Raw genomic sequence first — 22001 nt, 5'->3', positions numbered from 1 at the left:
CCGCTCCTTGCAGGCTACAGGCGCGAGCTGAGCATCTCGCGTACCTGGGGCGTGGCCGCGTACGGATCCGGCGGATTTCTGCCCTGCACGATCGCATCGAGGCGTTCGGCCACGCCGCCGAGCGCCTGCGGGTGCGAGAAGATGTAGAACTGCCCCTCGCGGATCGCCTCGAAAGTCATGCGCGCAACGTCGCTCGCCGACACCTTGCCCGACTCGACCGCCTTGACGGTCAGCGCCTGCGCCGCCATCTGGCTGGCGGTCGGCGCCGTGTCCGCCTTGAGTTCTTCCGGCCGGTTGCGGTGCGAATGGCAGATTCCGGTCGGCACGAAGTAGGGGCACAGCACCGAGGTGCCGATCGGCGCCTTCACCAGCTGCAGGTCGTGGTAGAGCGTTTCCGACAGCGACACCACGGCATGCTTGGAGACGTTGTAGACCCCCATCGCCGGGGCATTGAGCAGGCCCGCCATCGACGCCGTGTTGACGATATGCCCCTCGTAGCCCGGATGGCGTTTCGCGCATTCGAGCATGGCGCGGGTAAACACGCGCACGCCGTGGATCACGCCCCACAGGTTCACGCCCAGCACCCACTCCCAGTCGGCCTCGGTGCTTTCCCAGACCAGCCCCCCCGATCCCACGCCGGCGTTATTGAACACCAGGTGGATCCCGTGGAAGCGCGCGATGGCCGCGTCCGCCAGCTCCTGCACATGGGCGCCCTTGGCGACGTCGCAGACCATGGCCAGCACTTCGGCGCCCTGCGCCAGCAACTCGTCGGTGGTACGCTCGAGCGCATCGGCCTGCACGTCGGCGATCACCAGTTTCATGCCGAGCCCGGCAGCGACGCCGGCGAATTCACGGCCCAGGCCGCTTCCGGCGCCGGTGATGACGACCACCTTGCCATTGAAATCCTTCATGCGTTTTCCTCCTTCGCTCCCCTTCAGACGGCGGAGACGCCGCCGTCGACGGCCAGGATCTGGCCGGTAATGTGCTTGCCGGCGCTTGATGCGAACAGCACCACGGCGCCCTTCAGGTCTTCGTCGTCGCCGAGGCGCCCGAGCGGCGCGTCTTTCGCCAGCGCGTCGGCCCCAAAGGTGGCCAATACGCCCTTCGTCATTTTAGACGGGAAGAAGCCCGGCGCGATTGAATTGACGGTAATGCCATGGCGGCCCCACTCGCCGGCCAGGGCGCGCGTGAAATTGACGAGCGCGCCTTTCGAGGTGTTGTAGGCGATCGTGCTCATCGTGCCGGGCGGATTGCCGGCCAGCCCGGCGATCGAGGAAATGTTGACGATGCGCCCGTAGCGGCGTGGGATCATCGACAGTTTTCCCACTGCCTGCGACACCAGGAAAATGCTGCGCACGTTCAGGTCCATGACCTTGTCCCATGCCTCCAGCGGGTGCTCCTCGGCCGGCGCGCCCCAGCTGGCGCCGGCATTGTTGACCAGGATGTCGATGTGGCCCAGGCGGCGCAGCGCTTCCTCGACAAACGGCAGCACGTTCTCCTCCGCGGCGAGGTCGACGGCGATGCTCGACGCATCGATGCCGCGCGCTGCCAGGTGGCCGACGGCCGCATCGAGTTCTTCCTGCCGGCGCGAGGAAATGACGATCCTGGCGCCCTGCTCGCCAAGCGCTTCAGCCATCTGCAGCCCGAGGCCGCGCGAGCCGCCGGTCACCAGCGCCGTCCTGCCCTGCAATGAAAAGAGTTCCTGGGTGGTGCGCATGCGCTCTTCCTTCTCGTTAGTCGATGCGTTCGTCGATGGTCAGACTTCGTAATCCATGCACTGGCGTCCCTCGCGCACCGCCTTGAAGAAGGGCATCAGGGCCTGGTGCGTCGGGTGGGCCGCGTAGGCCTCGAGCGCCGCCTTGTCCTCGAATGCCGAGTACAGCACGACGTCGTAGGTCGCTTCCAGGCCCGGCTGGGCGAGGGCCACCTCGAAGGAGAGGATGCCGGGCACGATCTGCGCGCATTCCTCGAGGCGGCGCTTCATTTCGCGCGCATTCGCGAGGCGGTCCGCGCCTTCGGCCTCTTCCTTCAACTTCCACATGACGATGTGTTTGATCATATCTTTTTCGAATCTTTCAAGTTGGTACGAAAGGGTTGTGCCTGTCAGGGCGCGATCTTGCCTGCGGCCTGTTGATCATGTCAAACGAGCATAGCACTTCAGTCCGCTCCCTCGCAAAATCCGGGTGCAAAAAGGGCCTGTTCGGGATCTTCCAGCCGGGGACGCTGTCGAACAGCGCAGGCGAGCCACCATGGCCCGAGCCACAAGCGGCCACATCAATTCAAGCGTAAGTTTGGAGTAAGTTTGGAGCAAGCATGACGTAAGTTTAACGGTCCACACTGCGTCACAGCTGACCGAGTATCGGCTATCCGATAACTTATATTACTAGACGGAGACATATAACATGGCAATCACACCCGGCATGGCCGCGGGCGGGAAGGCAGCACCTTCCTCCCAAGCGATGACCAAGGAAGAGCGCAAAGTGATTTTTGCTTCCTCGCTTGGGACGGTTTTTGAATGGTACGACTTCTACCTCTACGGTGCGCTTGCCGCCATTATCGGCAAGCAGTTCTTCCTCGGTGATCCCACCACCTCCTTCATCTTCGCCCTGCTCACCTTCGCGGCCGGCTTCATCGTGCGCCCGTTCGGTGCGCTCGTGTTCGGCCGCTTGGGCGACATGATCGGCCGCAAGTACACCTTCCTGGTCACCATCCTGATCATGGGCGCCTCGACCTTTCTGGTCGGCCTGTTGCCGGGCTATGCCACGATCGGCATCGCGGCGCCAATCCTGCTCGTCACCTTGCGCGTCCTCCAGGGCCTGGCCCTCGGCGGTGAATACGGCGGCGCGGCGACCTATGTGGCCGAGCACGCGCCGGAAGGCAAGCGCGGCTTCTTCACTGCCTGGATCCAATGCACCGCCACGCTCGGCCTGTTCCTGTCGCTGCTGGTCATCCTCGGCACCCGGACTGCCATCGGCGAAGCGGAGTTCGTCGCCTGGGGCTGGCGCGTCCCGTTCCTGGTGTCGGTGATCCTGCTGGGCGTGTCGGTCTGGATTCGCCTGGCCATGGCCGAATCGCCGGCCTTTGTCAAGATGAAATCCGAAGGCAAGACCTCGAAAGCCCCACTATCGGAAGCCTTCCTGAACTGGAACAACGCCAAGATCGCGCTGCTCGCCCTGTTCGGCCTGACGATGGGCCAGGCCGTGGTCTGGTACACCGGCCAGTTCTACGCCCTGTTCTTCCTGACCCAGACGCTGAAGATCGACGGCCCGACCGCCAACATCCTGATCGCCATCGCGCTCGTGCTGGGAACGCCGTTCTTCCTCGTGTTCGGCATCCTGTCGGACAAGATCGGCCGCAAGTGGATCATCCTCGGCGGCATGGTCATCGCCGCGGCGACCTACTTCCCGATCTTCAAGGCCATCACCCACTACGGCAACCCGGCGCTGGCACAGGCGATTGAAACCTCGCCGGTCGTCGTCGTTGCCGACCCGGCGTCGTGCAACTTCCAGGTCGACCCGAGCGGCACGCGCAAATTCCCGGCGTCCTGCGACATCGCCACGCGCATGCTGACCAACGCTTCCGTGAACTACACCACGGTCGACGCGCCGGCCGGCTCGGTGGCGCAGATCAAGGTCGGCGACAAGGTCATCCAGTCGTTCAATGCGAACATGACGGCCGACGGCATCGACTTCGACGCCGACAGCAAGGCGCGCAACACCGCGCTGACCAAGGAGGTTACCGCCAGCCTGAAAGCGGCCGGCTATCCGGAGAAGGCCGACCCGAACACGATCAACAAGCCGATGCTGGTGCTGCTCCTGTTCATCCTGATGATCTACGTAACCATGGTGTATGGCCCGATCGCGGCAATGCTGGTCGAGATGTTCCCGACGCGGATCCGCTACACCTCGATGTCGCTGCCGTATCACATCGGTAACGGCTGGTTCGGCGGCCTGCTGCCAACCATCTCGTTCGCCCTGGTGGCGGCCAACGGCAACATCTACTACGGCCTGTGGTATCCGATCATCATCGCCCTGATATCGTTCGCCATCGGCGCCCTCTTCGTCCGGGAAACGAAGAACAACAACATCTACGCCAACGACTGATGTAAGGCTGGAGGTTTGATAACGAAAATGCCGCTGGAGACAGCGGCATTTTTTTATGGGTGGAGGCACCGGCAGCACGCGCCGGCCGGGCTCAATCCGCGTGGCTGACCAGGTAGGCACAGCGCCGCGCCCCCTCGAGCTGGTGCTCGATGCGCACCACGGCCACGCCAGGCCCGAGCACGCGCCGGAATACCTCCAGCTCCGAGCGGCAGAACTGCTGGCAGGCCCGGGCCGCCGAGCAGATCGGGCAATGGTTCTCGATCAGGAGCAGGCTGCCATCGACGCGGGGCTGGACTTCGGCCATGTAGCCGTCGAGCGAGCGTGCGTCGGCCAGCGCCGCCACCCGGTCCTCGAGCGTGGCGCAGCCTGCTACCCGCTCGCGGTAGGCGCGCTCGGCCGTTTCCTCGCGGGCGGCAATCAGGCGCTCCAAGCCCGTTTCCCCGAACAGGGTGCGCACGCCCTGGATCAGGTCGAGCGTCAACTCCGCATGGCGGTCCGGGAAACGCTCCTGGCCCAGGTCGGTCAGCAGCCAGCGGCGCACCGGGCGTCCGACCTTGCCGGAGGTGTCGGTATGGGTGACGAGCCCCTCGTCTTCGGCTGCCTCGAGCTGGCGCCGCACCCCCATCGGGGTCAGGCCGACCAGGCCAGCCAGGGCCTGCGCCGTCTGCGCGCCGCGCGTCTTGAGCAGCATCAGGAGCTGGTCGCCGGTATTCATTTCGCCTCCATGGTGACTGCCACGGTCGCTGTTACTGCGCGCGCGCTCCAGCGGCGCATCGCGAAGGCCGCCCAGGCCGCAAGCAGGCCGCCGACGATCAGCACCAGGCGCGTGTCCACCAGGGTGAGGATGCCGCCCGCCAGCGCCATCACGATGTTCGCCAGGCAGAATGTGGTGGACAGCAGGCCCATCACCGCGCCCTGCCCATGCATGGCGAACTGGTCGGCCGACCAGCCCTGCAAGGTCGCGTTGTAGTAGGCGTGCGGCAGGCCGAACAGGACGATGGCGGCCAGTCCGACCCACAGGTTGCCCAGGCCCACCGCCAGGATGGCGATCGCGGCGATGGCCGCATGGCCGCTGGCCCGCCGCCGCGGCTCGACCGGGCTGGCGCGGCCCGCGAACAGCGCCGCGAAGGTCATCAGGGCGCACATGCCCATGTTCACGAACGCGATCTGGCGCGTGTCGTAGCTGCCGATGTCCACCAGCCACAAGGGAAAGAATTCGTAGAACGAGGCCACGCCGCAGGCATACGCGAAGTGGACGACAAACAGCGTACGCAGCGGCGCGTGGCGCAGGAGCGTGAGCGAATGGCCCTGGCGCGCCACCGTCCACCAGCTGCCGGCCCGGGGTGTCACATATTCGCGCTCGAGCGCGACGGCGGCCATGCCGGCGCCAAGCAGCAGCGCGCCGGCGGCGATGTAGAACGGGACGCTGATCCCCGCGCCGACGGTAAAACCGGCCAGCAGCGGACCGACCAGCCAGCCCAGGTGGAAGGCGCCGTTCAGCCACGACAGCGCATGGTTGCGTAGCGGCCCGCTCAATCGTTCGGCCAGCATGGCACGCATGATCGAGCCATTGCCTTCCAATAGCCCGGTCGCGAATCGCGCCAGCAGGAACAGGGGATATGACCCGGCCACCAGTGCGGCGGCGGTTAACGCGTGGCCGGCGGCCGCGCCGATACTCGTCGCCAGCAGCACACGGCGCCGCCCCAGGCGGTCCGAGATCGGCCCGAGCATCGCACTGCCGATCAGCAGGCCCAGCGGGTTGACCATGAGCGCAATCCCGAACAGCAGCTTGGGCGGCAGGCCGAGGAAGCCCGTCAGGTCATTCGCGGGGTTACCGGAACCGCCGGCAAACAGCGGCGGCAGGATCGGATACGGCAGCGAGGCCCCGGTCGTGGACAGCAGACCCAGCAGGCAGGCACTGGCGATCAGGAGCGCGGTCTTCACGGGATGTCCATTCGGTTGCAATAGAAGCATCGTATGCTTGAGCTAAGGATAAGTAAACGAATTTGTTTATTTATTGCCGAACCGGTCCAGACGCGCAAAAAAAAGCGGCAGACACCCGTCTGCCGCTTGGCGTCAATCGTGGCGGGCTCAGCCGTTAAAACCCTTGCCCTCGCCGGCAAGGCGCGCGAGCAGCGGCGCCGGCGCCCAAGCCTCCCCGTGGCGCCCCTGCGCAAATCCGCGGATCGCGTCCAGCACCTTCGCCAGGCCCACCGTGTCCGCGTACAGCATCGGACCACCGCGATGCAGCGGGAAGCCGTAGCCGCTCAGGTAGACCATGTCGATATCCGAGGCCCGCAAGGCGATACCCTCTTCCAGGATGCGCGCGCCCTCGTTAACAAGTGCATACACCAGGCGCTGCACGATCTCGTCATCCGGAATCGCGCGGCGCCCGATCCCTTCGGCAGCCGATTGCGCGACGATCATGTCGTTCACCGCCTGCGACGGATAGGCGGTGCGGTCGCCCGCCTTGTAGTCATACCAGCCGGCGCCGGTCTTCTGGCCGAAGCGCCCCTGTTCGCACAACAGGTCGGGCACCTTCGAGTACACCAGGCCCGGGGACTCGACAGCGCGGCGCTTGCGCACATACCAGCCGACGTCGTTCCCGGCCAGGTCGCTCATGCGGAACGGCCCCATCGAAAAGCCGAACTGCTCGATCGCCTTGTCCACCTGCTGCGGCAGCGCGCCTTCTTCCAGCAGGAAGAAAGCCTGGCGCAGGTATTGCTCCAGCATGCGGTTGCCAATGAAGCCGTCGCACACGCCCGACACCACGCCGGTCTTCCTGATCTTTTTCGACAGCGCCAGCGCGGTCGCCAGCACGTCCTTGCCGGTCTGCGCGCCGCGCACGATTTCCAGCAGCTTCATCACATTGGCCGGGCTGAAGAAATGCAGGCCGATCACGTCCTGCGGGCGGCTCGTGAAGCCTGCGATGCGGTCGAGGTCGAGCGTGGAGGTATTCGAGGCCAGGATTGCACCGGGCTTCATAGTCGCATCGAGCTGGCGGAACACGGTTTCCTTGACCCCCATGTCTTCGAACACCGCTTCGATCACGATGTCGGCCTGGGCGATGTCCCCGTACGAGAGGGTGCCGCGAATCAGGGCAAGGCGCTCCTCGGCCTTGTCCTGGGTCAGCTTGCCCTTCTTGACCGTGTTTTCGTAATTCTTGCGGATGGTTGCCAGGCCCTTGTCGAGCGCTTCCTGTTTCGTCTCCAGGATGGTGACCGGGATGCCGGCGTTGGCGAAGTTCATGGCGATGCCGCCGCCCATGGTGCCGGCGCCGACGACAGCGGCCGCCTGGATAGTGCGGGTCGGCGTGTCGGCCGGCACATCGGGCACCTTGCTGGCGGCGCGCTCGGCAAAGAAGGCGTGGCGCAGGGCTTTCGATTCGGTCGTCTGCGCCAGTGCCAGGAAGCGGTCGCGTTCGAACTTCAGGCCTTCCGCGATCGGCATGCCGACCGTGGCGCCGACGCACTCGACACAGGCGAGCGGCGCCGGGAAGGCGCCGGCGCTGGCCTTGACCGTCTCGCGGGCCGTCGCCAGGAAGGCTTCGGCATTCGGGTGCTCGACCTTCAGTTCACGCACCTTGGGGAGCGGGCGCAGGTCCGCGATGCCGGCAGCAAATTCCACGCTCGAGGCCACCAGGTCGGCGCCCGCATCGAACACGCGGTCGAACAGTTTGGTGGCCGCCAGCTTCTCGGACAGCACCGGGGTGCCGGTGACGATCATGTTCATGCCCTGCTCCAGCCCGACCACGCGCGGCAGGCGCTGGGTGCCGCCGGCGCCGGGCACCAGGCCAATTTTGACTTCCGGCAGGCCGATCTGTGCGCCGGGCAGCGCGACACGGTAATGACAGCCGAGCGAGAGCTCGAGGCCGCCGCCCATGCAGACACCGTGGATCGCGGCGACCACGGGTTTGCCCAGGTTCTCGGCGGTGGCGATCAGGGTATGCAGGGTCGGCTCGGTCAGCGCTTTCGGCGAATTGAATTCGCGGATGTCCGCCCCGCCCGAGAACACCTTGCCGCCGCCGGTAATGACGACCGCCTTGACCGCCTCGTCCGCTTCGGCGCGCTGCAGCGCCTCGACCGCAGCCGTGCGCGTGGCCAGCCCCAGCCCGTTGACGGGTGGATTGTTCAGGGTGATGACGGCAACGCTGCCATGCACGACGTAGTCTGCACTCATGTCTCTTCCTTATAGTTGTTGGGCCAATCTTTTTACTATAACCGAAAAAAGTACGGTCGTCTTATTCCATCGACCGGCATGCCGGGTATGTCACAATCCACGCCCATAGGTATTTGGAACTGGATGAACTGGATGTCGAGCTGAGCATGGAAAAACTGATTTCGGAATTGCTGCGCCTGTACCTGACGCCGCAGGATGGGCTGCGCGAGCGTCTGGCCGCGCATTTGCTCGGCCAGGATGCGGTCGCCGTTCAGGCCGCGAACGGCATGACGCGCGTACTGGTCATTCCGTTTGACATGCAGAACGACGGCACCGATGCGCACTGGGCCGCTTTATGCGAGCTGGCCAGTACCTTGCAGGTGCAATTCGGTTTTCCAGCCCCTGCCGTGAGCGTTTCCGGCGCGGTCGGCTACCGCCTCTGGCTATCGCTGGCGGCGCCGGTACCGGTTGCCGATGTGCAGCAATTCCTTGAGCGCCTGCATGGTGCGCATGGCTTCGGACTCAAACCTGGCCCCGGGGCTGCCGCCAGCCCCCATGCCATGCCCCCATGTTTGAACGCCGCCAGCGGCAAGTGGGCCGCCTTCATCAATCCGGGCATGGGCGCCTCCTTCGCCGATGAACCCGGCCTGGAAGTCGCGCCGCCCCTCGCCGCGCAAGCTGCTTTCCTGGACGGACTGGAGAGCATCAGCCTTGCGCAATTCGGGCAAGCCCTGCATGCGCTCGAGCCGGTTTCCGAATCGATCGCGCCTGAAGCTCGCCCCGCCGCCTCTGCGCCTGCGGAGGGCTTACTGCTGCGCGACGCCACGCTCGAAGACATCATCGCCCACCTGCACGCGAAGAACATCGAGCCGACCTTTCGCCACCTGATTCCGCGCACCGCATAGGGCACTGCTTGCGGCGGCGGCTATTCACGCCGTCGGCAGCTTGTGCTCGCGGTACTGCTCGCGCAACTTGTTCTTCTGGATCTTGCCGGTCGCCCCCATCGGCAAGGCCTCGACAAACACCACGTCGTCCGGCAGCCACCACTTCGCGATCTTGCCTTCGCAGAAGCCGCGCAGCTCCTCGCCGCTCACTTCCTGGCCCGGGCGCTTGACCACCACCAGCATCGGCCGCTCGTCCCACTTCGGATGGGCCACGCCGATGCAGGCCGCCTGCAGCACCGCCGGGTGCGCCATGGCAATGTTCTCGATGTCGATGCTGCCGATCCACTCGCCGCCAGACTTGATCACGTCCTTGCTGCGGTCGGTGATCTGCATGTAACCATCGGGGTCGATCGTGGCCACGTCCCCGGTCGGGAACCAGCCATCCTTCAGCACGTCGCCGCCCTCGTCGCGGAAGTAGCCGGACACGATCCACGGTCCCTTCACGTACAGGTGGCCGTAAGTCTCGCCATCCCAGGGCAGCTCCTCGCCATCGTCGTTCACGATCTTCATGTCGACGCCGAAGATGGCATGGCCCTGCTTTTGCAGGATCTTGCGCTGCTCTTCTTTCGGCAGCGCCAGGTGCTTCGATTGCAGCCCGCCGGTGGTGCCGAGCGGCGACATTTCGGTCATGCCCCAGCCGTGGATGACGTGCACGTCCAGCTTGTCGATCAGCGTGTCCATCATCGCCGGCGGGCAGGCCGAGCCGCCGATCACGGTGCGCCGGAACGTGGAAAACTTCAGGTTGTTCTGCAGCGCATGGTTGATCAGGCCCAGCCAGACGGTCGGCACGCCCGCCGAAAAGGTCACGCCTTCGGATTCGAACAGCTCGTAGAGCGACTTGCCGTCCAGCGCGGCGCCGGGAAACACCATCTTCGCGCCCGACAGCGGCACCGAATACGGCAGGCCCCAGGCGTTCACGTGGAACATGGGCACCACCGGCACCACCGAATCTTTTGAGGATACGTTGAGCGCGCCCGGCATGGCGGAGGCGTAGGCGTGCAGCAAGGTCGAGCGGTGCGAGTACAGCGCGCCCTTGGGGTTGCCGGTCGTGCCCGAGGTGTAGCACAGGGAAGCGGCGGAGTTTTCGTCGAACTGCGGCCAGGCGTAGTCGTCGCCCGTGGCTGCGATCAGGTCTTCGTAGCACAGCAGGCTGGCGATCTTCGTTTCCGTCGGCATGTGGGCGCGGTCGCTCATCAGCACGAAACTCTTGACCGTCTTGCAGTGCGCGGCCACGGCCTCGATCAGCGGCAGGAAAGTCAGGTCGAAGAACAGGTACTGGTCTTCGGCGTGGTTGACGATATAGGCGATCTGCTCCGGATGCAGGCGCGGATTGATCGTGTGCAGCACCGCGCCCGAACCGGACACCGCGTAGTACAGCTCCATGTGGCGGTAACCGTTCCAGGCCAGCGTGGCGACGCGCTCGCCCATCTGCACGCCGAGACCCTGCAGCGCATGCGCCATCCGGCGCGCTCTCGCCTCGCATTCCCGGTAGGTGTAGCGGTGCAGGTCGCCTTCAACGCGGCGCGATACAATCTCGTTGCTGCTGTAATGGCGCGCGGCGAATTCGATAATGCTCGAGATCAGCAGGGGCTGGTCCATCATCTGGCCCATGACCGGGCTCTTCGGGTACGGCGTCATCGGGGTCTCCTGTGGCGGCGAATGGTAACTGAGTGGCAACTAAGGCAACTCCGGTCGAGTGTGATTCGGCCTGCCCGAGCGCGTCAACAGGTTTCGATGTTGCGCCGCAGCAGCCCAGCCTTCGCCGTCATGCAGGCTGGTTACCGCTTGTAACGGACCTTGCCAACGAGTCGTGCGCCAATAGAATCGGCCCTGTACGGTAGAATCTTGCAGTCCTTCGTCCACCTTGCCCGTTTCACCACCTGGAGCTGCCATTACACCCGACGAACTCACTTTCGGCAGCGGCTTTGCCGCATTGCCACCCGCGTTCTACACGCGGCTGATGCCCACGCCCCTGCCCGCACCCTATTTCGTGGCGAGCAGCAGCCGCGCGGCGGCCCTGGTCGGCATCGACCCTCAGGCCCTGGAGCAGGAAGATTTCGTAGCCGTCTTCACCGGCAACCGCGTGCCCGACGGCGCGCAGCCGCTCGCAGCTGTTTATTCCGGACACCAGTTCGGGGTCTGGGCCGGCCAGCTTGGCGACGGCCGCGCCATCCTGCTGGGCGACCTCGATGGACCTGCAGGCCGCATGGAGCTGCAACTGAAGGGCGCCGGCAAGACCCCGTATTCGCGCATGGGCGATGGACGCGCCGTGCTGCGCTCCTCGATCCGCGAATTCCTCTGCTCAGAAGCGATGGCCGCGCTCGGCATTCCAACCACGCGCGCCCTTGTCATCACGGGCTCGAACCAGCGCGTGATGCGCGAGACCATCGAGACGGCATCGGTCGTCACGCGCATGGCGCCCAGCTTCGTGCGCTTCGGCTCGTTCGAGCACTGGCATTCCCGCGACCGCGAGGAGGAACTGCGGGTCCTGGCCGACTATGTGATCGACACCTTCTATCCCGACCTGCGAAGTGCTGCCAACCCCTACAAGGAATTGCTGGCCGAAGTCACGCGTCGCACCGCGCGCATGATCGCCGGTTGGCAATCGGTCGGCTTCATGCATGGCGTCATGAACACCGACAACATGTCGATCCTCGGTCTGACACTCGACTATGGCCCCTTCGGCTTCATGGAAGCCTTCGACGTCAACCACATCTGCAACCACACCGACCAGGGCGGACGCTATTCGTATGCCAACCAGGTCGCCGTCGGCCACTGGAACTGCTATGCGCTGGGCAATGCCCTGCTGCCGCTGATCGACTCGGTCGACGCCGCCCAGGAGGCGCTCGACGTCTACATGCCCGAATTCGAGCGCAAGCTCGACGAGTTGCTGCACGCGAAGCTGGGGCTGGCGACGGTCGAGGAAGGTGACCGCGCGCTGATCGACGGACTGTTCACGATCATGCAGGCGAGCCACGTCGACTTCACGCTGCTGTTCCGGCGCCTGGGCGACCTGCAGCGCGAGGTGCCCGGCGCCGACACGGCCACGATCGACGCGCCGCTGCGCGACCTGTTCATCGACCGCGCCGCCTTCGACGAGTGGGCCGTGCGCTACCGCGCGCGCCTGGTCCGCGAAGCCGCAAGCGACGAGGCGCGCCGCACCGCCATGAACGGCGTCAATCCCAAGTACGTCCTGCGAAACTATCTGGCCCAGCAGGTGATCGAACAGGCACACAATGGTGACTATTCCGGCGTGCGCGAGCTGCTGGCCGTGCTCGAACAGCCTTTCGACGAGCATCCGGCCCATGAAGCCTGGGCCGCGTTGCCGCCGGACTGGGCAGCCCATCTCGAGGTGAGCTGCTCCTCGTAAGCTGTTCCTCACAAGTTTAAAACGAAAGACCACCATGACCGACAAAGTAAACAAGACCGACGCCGAGTGGCGTGCCCAGCTCGACCCGATGGAGTACCAGGTCACGCGCCATGCCGCCACCGAACGTGCCTTTACCGGCAAGTACTGGGACCACCACGAGCACGGCATCTATCATTGCGTTTGCTGTAACACGCCCCTGTTCGAATCCGACGCGAAATTCGAAAGCGGCTGCGGCTGGCCCAGCTACTTCAAGGCGCTCGATCCGGAGAACGTCATCGAAAAGGTCGACCGCACCCATGGTATGGTGCGTACCGAAATCATTTGCGCCGTGTGCGACGCCCACCTCGGCCATGTGTTTCCGGACGGCCCGCCACCAACCGGGCTGCGCTATTGCATTAACTCGGCCGCCCTGCGGTTCGAGGACATTTAAGAACCATTTTTTGGAGCACCATGAAATTCCTGTTCGACTTCTTTCCGCTGATCCTGTTCTTTCTGGTCTATAAGCTGGGGGGCAGCAACCCGGCGGCGGCAAGCGCCCTCGCCGACCAGTACCTCGGCGGCATGGTCTCGGGCGGCAAGATTATCGCGGACCAGGCACCGATCATGCTCGCCACCGTGGTGGCCATCCTCGCGACCTTCCTGCAGGTCGGCTACCTGATGATGCGGAGGCGCAAGGTCGACACGATGCTCTGGGTCTCCTTCGTCGTCATCGTCGTGTTCGGCGGCGCGACCATCTATTTCCACGACGAGACCTTCATCAAGTGGAAGCCGACCATGCTGTACTGGCTGTTTGCCGCGGCGCTGTTCGTCAGCCAGGTCTTCTTCGGCAAGAACATGATGCGCTCGGTGATGCAGGAAGCACTGCCCCTGCCCGAGGCCATCTGGCCGCGCGTCGGCTACACCTGGATGATCTTCATGTTCCTGATCGGTGCGCTGAACCTGTTCATGGCCTTCGTCGTCTTCCGCGATAACACCCCGGCCTGGGTCAACTTCAAGGTCTTCGGCATGACCGCCATCTTCTTCGTCTTCAGCATGGGACAGGCGATGATGCTGATGAAACACGTCCCGCAGGAGGAAGCATGAACACCGTTGCGAATACAGGCAGCGACACGCGCGTCGAGCGCATTCGCACGGCGCTGCAGGCGGCGCTGGACCCGCTCCAGCTCGAGGTCGGCGACGACTCCGCGCTGCACGCCGGACATGCCGGCGCAGCCTCCGGCGGCGGGCATTACAGCGTGAAAATTGTCTCCAGCCGCTTCGAGGGACTAAGACTCGTCATGCGTCATCGACTGGTGTATGATGCCGTGCACGATATGATGCGGGCCGAAATCCATGCCCTTGCGATCACGGCCCTGGCGCCATCCGAGCGGGACTGAGGCCTGTTCAGGATGGCTTAAGAAATCTATCGCACAATTTGTTGAACTGCTCCGCAAAAGTGTTGAACTGCTCCGCAAAAGAACTAATCTAATCTCGTCCAAGCAACTCCCTCCACAGGAATTCAATAATGACTTTTAAGCCAGCACGGCTGCTGTTAGCCCTGATCGCCGCATTTGCAGCCCTCGCCGCACCCGCATTCGCCCAGAACCTCGCCGTCGTCAACGGCAAGGCAATCCCGACGTCGCGCGTCGACGCGGTCGTGAAGCAGGTCGAGGCTGCGGGCCAGGGCAAGGACTCCCCTGAACTGCGCCAGCAGATCAAGCAAAGCCTGATCGAGCGCGAAGTGCTGATGCAGGAAGCGATCCGTCAGGGCTACGACAAGAAGCCGGAAGTGCGCCAGGCACTCGACAGCGCCCGCCAGGCGATCGTCGTGAACCAGCTGGCACGCGACTACATTGCCAAGAACCCGGTGACCGAAGCCGAGATCAAGGCCGAGTACGACCGCTTCGCCAAGCTCCAGGCCGGCGAAAAGGAATACCACCTGCGCCACATCCTGCTGGAAAACGAAGCGGACGCGAAAGCCGTCATCGCCAAGCTCAAGGGCGGCGCCAAGTTCGAAGAACTGGCCAAGCAGAGCAAGGACACCGGCACCGCTGCCACTGGCGGCGATCTCGACTGGGCCAGCCCGTCGGCCTTCCCTCCTGAATTCGCTGCCGGTTTCACCAAGCTGCAAAAAGGCGGCGTAACCGATACCCCGGTCAAGACCCAGGCCGGCTTCCACGTCATCAAGGTTGACGACGTGCGCGCCGTCAAGGTTCCAGCCATGGCCGAGATCAAGCCGCAGATCACCGAGAGCCTGACCCAGGCCAAGCTTGCTGCTTACCAGCAAGAAATGGTCAAAAAGGCAAAGGTGCAGTAAGATGTTGTGCTACCGGTGTCGCCATGCGACGCCGGGTTTCGTCGCCAGCGGGCGATATTTCGCGTTTTTATAGGATCTGAACAATGATTTTGAAGCCAACCCGCCTGTTGATCGCCATGGCCGCGATGGTGGCACTGCCTGCTCTCGCCCAGAATGTCGCGACCGTGAACGGCAAGGCAATCCCGGCCTCGCGTGTCGACCAGATGGTCAAGCAAGTCGTGGCCCAGGGCCGTGCGACCGACTCGCCGCAACTGCGTGAAATGATCAAGAAGGAACTGGTCGGCCGTGAAGTCCTGATCCAGGAAGCCGACAAGCAAGGCGTGGGCAACCGCGCCGACGTCAAGGCGCAAATCGACAACGCCCGCCAGAGCATCATCATCAACGCGATGCTGGCCGACTACGTCAAGAAGAACCCGGTGAAGGATGCCGAGGTCAAGGCCGAGTACGACAAGGCGAAAGCCGGCGCACCGGACAAGGAATACCGCGCACGCCACATCCTCGTCGAGAAAGAGGAAGACGCCAAGGCAATCATCGCCAAGCTCAAGGGCGGCGCCAAGTTCGAGGAACTGGCCAAGCAGAGCAAGGACCCGGGTTCGGCTGCCAATGGCGGCGACCTGGGCTGGACCGACCCGACCCGTTTCGTGCCTGAGTTCTCGAAGGCCATGGTGGCGCTGCAAAAAGGCGGCATCACCGAGACCCCGGTAAAGACCCAGTACGGCTTCCACGTGATCAGGCTGGAAGAAACCCGTCCAGTGCAGATCCCGCCGCTCGATCAGGTCAAGCAGCAGGTCTCGGAACAGATCCAGCAGCGCAAGCTGGCGGAATACCGCGATTCGCTGATGAAGAAGGCCAAGGTCCAGTAATCCTGGATGGATTGGTAAAGAGAAAGGCGCTTCCAAGGAAGCGCCTTTTTTTATTGCTAACGCTGCTTCGCGCCGGGTCGAGACTCCGCGGCCTCGCTGGAGGGACGTAGGGTGTGCGGCTCCACCCGGGTGCGTGCAGTCCGGCGACCCTGGCGCCGCCCACGCGTTCACCCCCAGCGTGCACCGCCGCGAGGTTTCATGGGCCGCTTGAACGCGTGGGCGGCGCACACGTCGCGACCATGCAGGTGATCCGGTGGAGCCGCACACCCTACCTCCCTGCGCCTGGCGTCTTCCCTGATCCACCAAATGAAAAGCGCCTCCCGAAGGAGGCGCTCTTTGCTCGCCGGCTAAGCGGTCAACCCACCCACTTGCGCGCGTTGCGGAACATGCGCATCCACGGCGCGTCCTCGCCCCACGACTCCGGCGCCCAGGAATGGACCACGGTGCGGAACACGCGCTCGGCGTGTGGCATCATGGCCGTGAAGCGGCCGTCCGCGGTCGTGACGGCGGTCAGGCCGCCTGGCGAGCCGTTCGGGTTGAACGGGTACTGCTCGGTGGCCTGCCCGCGGTTGTCGACATAGCGCAGCGACTGCACGACCTCGTTCAGGTCGCCGGTCAGCGAGAAGTCGGCAAAACCTTCGCCGTGCGCGATCGCGATCGGCGCGTGGGTGCCGGCCATGCCCTCAAAGAAGATCGACGGCGAATCGAGTACTTCGACCATGCCGAAGCGCGCTTCGAACTGCTCCGACTTGTTGCGGGTGAACTTCGGCCAGGCGTGCGCGCCCGGGATGATCGACTTCAGGTTCGACAGCATCTGGCAGCCGTTGCACACGCCCAGGCCAAAGGTATCCTGGCGCGCGAAGAAGGCGGCGAACTGGTCTGCCAGCGCATTGTTGAACAGGATGGTCTTGGCCCAGCCCTCGCCGGCGCCGAGCACATCGCCGTAGGAGAAGCCGCCCACCGCGATCACGCCATGGAAGTCAGCCAATTTCGCGCGGCCTGCGATCAGGTCGCTCATGTGCACGTCGATCGCCGCGAAACCGGCCTGGTGCATCGCCCAAGCGGTTTCGATGTGCGAGTTGACGCCCTGCTCGCGCAGGATCGCCACGCGCGGGCGCACGCCCGTCGCGATGAACGGCGCGGCGACGTCCAGGCTCGGATCAAAGGTGAGCTTCGGGCTCATGCCGGGATCGGTTTCATCAAGCAAGCGCTCGTATTCCTGGTCGGCGCAATCCGGATTGTCGCGCAGGCGGGCGATGCGCCAGCTGGTATCGGACCACAGGCGGTGCAGCTCGCGCCGCGGCTGGTTGTAGACCACTTTAGCGTCGCGCGTGAATTCGATCACGCCTCTAGCGTTGACCTTGCCGATGATGTGGCTGCAGGCGCCCAGGCCCAGTTCGCGCAGCACGTTCATCACCAGCGTGCGGTCCTCATGGCGCACCTGGACCACGGCGCCGAGCTCTTCCGAGAACAGGGCGCGCAGCGTCAGTTCGTTGCGGCGCTCGCCGACCTGGCTGGCCCAGTTCTTGGCGTCGCCCCAGTCGGCGGCATGCTCGCCTTCCATCGCCAGGATGTCAAGGTTGACCGACACGCCGGCGCGGCCGGCAAAGGCCATCTCGCACAGGGTGGCGAACAGGCCGCCGTCGGAACGGTCGTGGTAGGCCAGCAGCTTGCCTTCATTGTTCAGGCGCTGGATGGCGGCGAAGAAGGCTTTCAGGTCTTCCGGCGAATCGACGTCCGGCGCGGAGTCGCCCAGCTGCTGCGTGACCTGGGCCAGTGCCGAGGCGCCGAGGCGGTTCTTGCCGCGGCCGAGGTCAATAAGAATCAGTTGCGTCTCGCCGGCGTCGAGACGCAACTGGGGCGTGAGCACGCGGCGCACGTCCGGCACCGGCGCGAAGCTCGACACGATCAGCGACACCGGCGAAATCACCGACTTGTCCTGGCCCTCGTCGTTCCAGGTGGTGCGCATCGACAGCGAATCCTTGCCCACCGGGATGCTGATGCCGAGCGCCGGGCACAGTTCCATGCCAACGGCTTTGACGGTGTCGAACAACGCCGCGTCCTGGCCCGGCTGGCCGCAGGCCGCCATCCAGTTGGCCGACAGCTTGATGTCCTCGATACTGCTGATTGGCGCCGCGGCGATGTTGGTAATGGCTTCGCCCACGGCCATGCGGCCGGAAGCGGCGGCGTCGATCACGGCCAGCGGGGTACGCTCGCCCATCGCCATCGCTTCGCCGGCGTAGCCTTCGTGGCTCATGGCGGTGACGGCGCAGTCGGCGACCGGCACCTGCCACGGACCGACCATCTGGTCGCGCACGGTCATGGCGCCGACGCTGCGGTCGCCGATCGTGATCAGGAAGGATTTGTCGGCAACGGTCGGCAGCAGCAGCACGCGGCGCGCGGCTTCTTCCAACTCGATGCCGGTCAGGACGACGGCCGGCAAGCTGCGCTGGACGTGCTCGACGTCGCGCGTCATCTTCGGCGGCTTGCCGAGCAGGACGTCCATCGGCATGTCGACCGGCGCATTGTTCCCTGAACTGCCCGCTTGCTCGTCGACCAGCTTCAGCTGGCGCTCTTCGGTAGCAACGCCGATGACGGCGAACGGGCTGCGTTCGCGCTCGCACAGCGATGCGAACAGGGGCAGGCTTTCCGGCGCGATCGCCAGCACGTAGCGCTCCTGCGATTCGTTCGACCAGATTTCCTTCGGCGCCATGCCGCTCTCTTCGAGCTGGATCTTGCGCAGGTCAAAGATGGCGCCGCGCTTGGCGTCGTTCACGATTTCCGGGAAGGCGTTCGACAGGCCGCCGGCGCCGACGTCGTGGATCGAGATGATGGGATTGTCCGCACCCATCTGCCAGCAGCCATTGATGACTTCCTGGGCGCGGCGTTCCATTTCCGGGTTGCCGCGCTGGACCGAGTCGAAGTCGAGGTCGGCCGTATTCGTGCCGGTCGCCATCGACGAGGCAGCCGAGCCGCCCATGCCGATGCGCATGCCCGGACCGCCGAGCTGGATCAGGAGGCTGCCGACCGGGATGTCGTTCTTGTGGGTGTGCTGGTCGGCGATGTTGCCGATGCCGCCCGCGATCATGATCGGCTTGTGGTAGCCGTAGACGCCGCCGGCCGCCTGCGCGTTCTGCTCGTAGGTGCGGAAATAGCCGCCCAGCACAGGGCGGCCGAATTCGTTGCTGAACGCGGCGCCGCCGAGCGGGCCGTCGATCATGATCTGCAGGGGCGAAGCAATGCGTTCCGGCTTGCCGTAGACGGGGGCATCGCCCTTCTCTCCGGCGCCGGTCACGTCCGCCGCGTTCTCCCACGGGCGCTGCGCATCCGGCAGCAGCAGGTTCGAGACCGTGAAGCCGGTCAGGCCCGCCTTAGGCTTGGCGCCGCGGCCGGTCGCGCCTTCGTCGCGGATTTCGCCGCCGGCGCCGGTCGAGGCGCCCGGGAACGGCGAGATCGCGGTCGGGTGGTTATGGGTTTCCACCTTCATCAGGGTGTGGGTCAGGTCCTGGGCAGGGGCGTATTCCTGGCTGTCGCCGCGCGGGAAGAAGCGCGTGACGACCGTGCCTTCCATGATCGACGAGTTGTCGCTGTAGGCCACGATCGTGCCCTTCGGCTGCAACTGGTGCGTGTTCTTGATCATCTGGAACAGCGACTTGTCCTGCTTGACGCCGTCGATGATCCAGTCGGCATTGAAGATCTTGTGGCGGCAGTGCTCGCTGTTGGCCTGGGCGAACATCATCAGTTCGACGTCGGTCGGGTTGCGCTTCGCCTTGGTGAAGGCTTCGTACAGGTAGTCGATCTCATCAATCGACATGGCCAGGCCGAGTTCGGTATTCGCCCGTACCAATGCGTCGCGTCCGACGCCAAGCACATCGATCGATTCCAGCGCCTTGCCTTCGAGTTCGCGGAACAGTTGCGAAGCGTCGCTTGCACTGCGCAATACGGTTTCCGTCATGCGGTCGTGCAGCAGGTTCGAGACCGCCGCGCTCTCATCTGGCGACAGCTTCTTCGGCGCGCCGAAGCTGCTGCCGAGGATGCCGCTCTTCAGGACCACCGTGTAGGCGACGCCGCGCTCGATGCGGTGCACGTGCGTCATGCCGCAGTTGTGGGCGATGTCGGTCGCTTTCGAGGCCCAGGGAGAAATCGTGCCCAGGCGCGGGATCACGAAGAACTCTTCGGTCACGCCCTCGTACAGCACCTCGGGAACCGGCTCGCCATAGGTCAGCATGGCGGAGAGGCGCTCGGTGTCGCCCGTGGACAGGGGCGCGCCCGTGTCGATGAAATGATAGAAACGTGCCTGGACCTGGGCGATCGCGGGTGCGGCGGCTTGCAGTTGGCTCAGGAGGCGTTGGCTACGAAAGACGGACAGGGCATTGGAACCCGGCAGAATCAACATGGCTGGAAGTCGGTTGATGCAGCGTGGCTGCGGGTGGAAGATAGCCCGCAATTATACAGGGTTGACAATGTTGCCTATGCACGGGGCCAAGTCCGGCACAGACTGGCAGTTGCCCGTTGGGACGCTTGGCGTTATTGTTGCGCCTGAGACGGCCCGAGCAGGTCACGCAGTTCATTGGGAAAGCGCGGCGCAAACGAGAGAATGATGCAAGAAAACAGCAACCTGTCGGTCCTGATAATCGACCCCAACCCGGGCATGCGCAGCAACCTGCAGAACATGCTGAACCTGACGGGTATCAGCAAGGTCGAGTACGCCGTGAACGCGGGCACCGCCATCCGCCAGCTGGCGCGGCGCAGCTACGACATCGTCCTGTGCGAATACGACCTCGGCGGAGGCGGGAGTAGCAGCAACAGTGGCGCCGGCGGCGGCCAGGACGGCCAGCAACTGCTGGAAGACCTGCGCCACCATCGCCTGCTGAGTCCCTGGGCAATCTTCATCATGCTGACCTCGGAAGCCGTGTACGGCAAGGTGATCGGCGCGGCCGAACTGGCGCCCACCGATTACGTACTCAAACCCTTCACGGCCGAGACGCTGGGCGCGCGCATCGCGCGGGCGATCGAGCGGCGGGCGGTGTTCCTGCCGGCTTACCAGATGGTCGCGCAAGGCAAGGTGCTGGAGGCCATCCGCACGGCCGCTGCGCTCGAGGTCGCGCAGCCGCGCTACGCGCTCGACTGCGCGCGCCTGCAGGCTGAGCTGCGCGCCAGCCTGGGCCAGCACGCTGAAGCCGAGTACATCTACCGCAAGGTGCTGGCCTACAAGCCGCTCGGCTGGGCCAGCCTGGGCGTGGCGCGGGCCGAGTTCGCGCAGGGCCGCATCCAGCAGGCGCGCGACACGCTGCAGGGGCTGGTCGCCGCCAACCCGCGCCTGATGGCCGCCTACGACCTGCTCGCGCGCTGCCATGAGGCCGCCGGCGAGCACACGCAGGCGCAGAAGATCCTCGAGGAAGCGGTCGCCATCTCGCCGCACCTGGTGCGGCGCTTGCGCAAACTCGGTGAGGTCGCGCTCGAAGCGGGCGACGCGCAGGCGGCGGAAAAGTCGTTCAAGCAGGTCGTCAGCAAGGCGCGCTACTCGGAGTTCCGCGACCCCGAAGACCATGTGCGGCTGGTGAACGCGCTGGTGCGGCGCGGCGACATGCTGGCAGCGAGCGGCGTGGTGCGCGACCTGGAGCGCTCGATGCGCGCCAGCCCCGAACTCGACGCCTGCATCGGCGTGGCCAACGCGGCCCTGCACGACGCCGCCGGCAACCGGGACGCCGCCGTGCTCGGGCTGACGAATGCGGTGGCGGCGGTACGAACCAGCACGACCCTGTCGACCGGCCTGAAGGTGGGCCTGGTGCGCTCCTGCCTCGAGCACCGCCTCGACGCGCCGGCACAGGACGTGATGCTGGCGGTGGTGAACGACGCCGGCAGCGGCGTCACCTCCCAGGACGCGCTGCGCATCTTCACCGACGCGGGCCGGCGCGACCTGGCCGACGGCATGAGCCAGCAGCTCAAGGCGCAGGCGCAGATCCTGCTCGGCGTGGCCGACGAGAAGCGCAACATGGGCGACGTGCGCGGCGCGGTGCAGACCCTGCTCGAGGCCCTGCACATGGCGCCGCAGAACCTGCAGGTGATGATCGCGGTCGCCGGCGGGGTGCTACGCCAGATCAACGAACTCGGCTGGGACCATCCGCTGGGCGAGCTGTGCCTGGCGCAGCTGGAAAAGATCCGGGCGGTCGACGCCCAGCATCCGAGGTTGGGGCCTTTGATGGAGGAGTATGCGGCGATGCGCAGGAAGTACGGTATTTCGACATAACCGCATCCGGCGGCGCA

Annotated in this window: 17 protein-coding genes; 9 read left to right on the top strand and 8 right to left on the bottom strand. The window is 65.0% G+C overall.

The window, feature by feature from the left end:
- Positions 1-14 precede the first annotated feature (14 nt).
- From ACFPN5_RS24060 to ACFPN5_RS24050, 3 genes are read right to left on the bottom strand one after another with little or no spacing between them, the layout of a single operon-like run.
- Complete coding sequence (locus tag ACFPN5_RS24060) at positions 15-911, bottom strand: SDR family oxidoreductase (protein WP_379786379.1); 897 nt, start codon at positions 909-911, stop codon at positions 15-17.
- Between the two features lie 23 nt (positions 912-934).
- Complete coding sequence (locus ACFPN5_RS24055; RefSeq protein WP_379786378.1) at positions 935-1717, bottom strand: SDR family oxidoreductase; 783 nt, start codon at positions 1715-1717, stop codon at positions 935-937.
- A gap of 39 nt (positions 1718-1756) precedes the next feature.
- Positions 1757-2059, bottom strand: coding sequence for a Dabb family protein (locus tag ACFPN5_RS24050; RefSeq protein WP_379786377.1), 303 nt, complete (start codon positions 2057-2059; stop codon positions 1757-1759).
- Between the two features lie 343 nt (positions 2060-2402).
- Between ACFPN5_RS24050 and ACFPN5_RS24045 the strand changes: the two genes are divergently transcribed.
- Complete coding sequence (locus ACFPN5_RS24045; RefSeq protein ID WP_379786376.1) at positions 2403-4103, top strand: MFS transporter; 1701 nt, start codon at positions 2403-2405, stop codon at positions 4101-4103.
- Positions 4104-4194: 91 nt separating this feature from the next.
- On the opposite strand, the gene ACFPN5_RS24040 is transcribed toward ACFPN5_RS24045, so the two are convergent.
- The 3 genes from ACFPN5_RS24040 to ACFPN5_RS24030 form a co-directional block, all read right to left on the bottom strand.
- Positions 4195-4818, bottom strand: a complete 624-nt coding sequence (locus ACFPN5_RS24040) for a helix-turn-helix transcriptional regulator (RefSeq protein WP_379786375.1) — start codon at positions 4816-4818, stop codon at positions 4195-4197.
- Positions 4815-6047: an MFS transporter gene (locus tag ACFPN5_RS24035; protein ID WP_379786374.1), complete on the bottom strand. Its 1233-nt coding sequence runs from the start codon at positions 6045-6047 to the stop codon at positions 4815-4817. The genes ACFPN5_RS24040 and ACFPN5_RS24035 overlap by 4 nt, the downstream gene beginning before the upstream one ends.
- Before the next feature lie 147 nt (positions 6048-6194).
- Positions 6195-8282 (bottom strand): 3-hydroxyacyl-CoA dehydrogenase NAD-binding domain-containing protein, encoded by a 2088-nt coding sequence (locus ACFPN5_RS24030; protein WP_379786373.1) that lies wholly within the window; start codon positions 8280-8282, stop codon positions 6195-6197.
- Positions 8283-8428: 146 nt separating this feature from the next.
- On the opposite strand from ACFPN5_RS24030, the gene ACFPN5_RS24025 reads away from it, so the two are divergent.
- The gene (locus ACFPN5_RS24025) at positions 8429-9166 is read left to right on the top strand and encodes a hypothetical protein (RefSeq protein ID WP_379786372.1); all 738 of its coding nucleotides are present in this window, start codon (positions 8429-8431) and stop codon (positions 9164-9166) included.
- Positions 9167-9190: 24 nt separating this feature from the next.
- Here ACFPN5_RS24025 and ACFPN5_RS24020 read toward each other — a convergent pair whose 3' ends face one another.
- Positions 9191-10843 (bottom strand): 3-(methylthio)propionyl-CoA ligase, encoded by a 1653-nt coding sequence (locus ACFPN5_RS24020; protein ID WP_379786371.1) that lies wholly within the window; start codon positions 10841-10843, stop codon positions 9191-9193.
- A gap of 226 nt (positions 10844-11069) precedes the next feature.
- Between ACFPN5_RS24020 and ACFPN5_RS24015 the strand changes: the two genes are divergently transcribed.
- The 6 genes from ACFPN5_RS24015 (at position 11070) to ACFPN5_RS23990 (ending at position 15734) form a co-directional block, all read left to right on the top strand.
- Entirely contained in the window at positions 11070-12575 is a 1506-nt protein-coding gene (locus tag ACFPN5_RS24015) for a protein adenylyltransferase SelO (protein ID WP_379786370.1), read from the top strand.
- 34 nt (positions 12576-12609) lie between these two features.
- Entirely contained in the window at positions 12610-13005 is a 396-nt protein-coding gene (gene msrB, locus ACFPN5_RS24010) for a peptide-methionine (R)-S-oxide reductase MsrB (protein WP_379786369.1), read from the top strand.
- Between the two features lie 20 nt (positions 13006-13025).
- On the top strand, positions 13026-13658 hold the full coding sequence (locus ACFPN5_RS24005) for a septation protein A (RefSeq protein WP_379786368.1): 633 nt from the start codon (positions 13026-13028) through the stop codon (positions 13656-13658).
- Positions 13655-13951 carry a BolA family protein gene (locus ACFPN5_RS24000; protein ID WP_379786367.1) on the top strand — a complete coding sequence of 99 codons (297 nt, stop codon included), beginning with the start codon at positions 13655-13657 and terminating at the stop codon, positions 13949-13951. The genes ACFPN5_RS24005 and ACFPN5_RS24000 overlap by 4 nt, the downstream gene beginning before the upstream one ends.
- A gap of 128 nt (positions 13952-14079) precedes the next feature.
- Positions 14080-14871 carry a peptidylprolyl isomerase gene (locus tag ACFPN5_RS23995; protein ID WP_379786366.1) on the top strand — a complete coding sequence of 264 codons (792 nt, stop codon included), beginning with the start codon at positions 14080-14082 and terminating at the stop codon, positions 14869-14871.
- A gap of 83 nt (positions 14872-14954) precedes the next feature.
- Positions 14955-15734: a peptidylprolyl isomerase gene (locus tag ACFPN5_RS23990; RefSeq protein ID WP_379786365.1), complete on the top strand. Its 780-nt coding sequence runs from the start codon at positions 14955-14957 to the stop codon at positions 15732-15734.
- 355 nt (positions 15735-16089) lie between these two features.
- Here the strand turns inward: ACFPN5_RS23990 and purL are convergent, their stop codons facing one another.
- Positions 16090-20130: a phosphoribosylformylglycinamidine synthase gene (gene purL / locus ACFPN5_RS23985; protein ID WP_379786364.1), complete on the bottom strand. Its 4041-nt coding sequence runs from the start codon at positions 20128-20130 to the stop codon at positions 16090-16092.
- A gap of 201 nt (positions 20131-20331) precedes the next feature.
- Between purL and ACFPN5_RS23980 the strand changes: the two genes are divergently transcribed.
- Entirely contained in the window at positions 20332-21984 is a 1653-nt protein-coding gene (locus ACFPN5_RS23980; RefSeq protein WP_379786363.1) for a response regulator, read from the top strand.
- Positions 21985-22001 lie beyond the last annotated feature (17 nt).

The sequence above is a fragment of the Massilia niabensis genome, assembly GCF_042655085.1.
In the GTDB taxonomy this organism is placed as follows: Bacteria; Pseudomonadota; Gammaproteobacteria; order Burkholderiales; family Burkholderiaceae_D; genus Telluria; species Telluria niabensis.
This window is presented reverse-complemented; position numbering and strand designations above follow the sequence as displayed.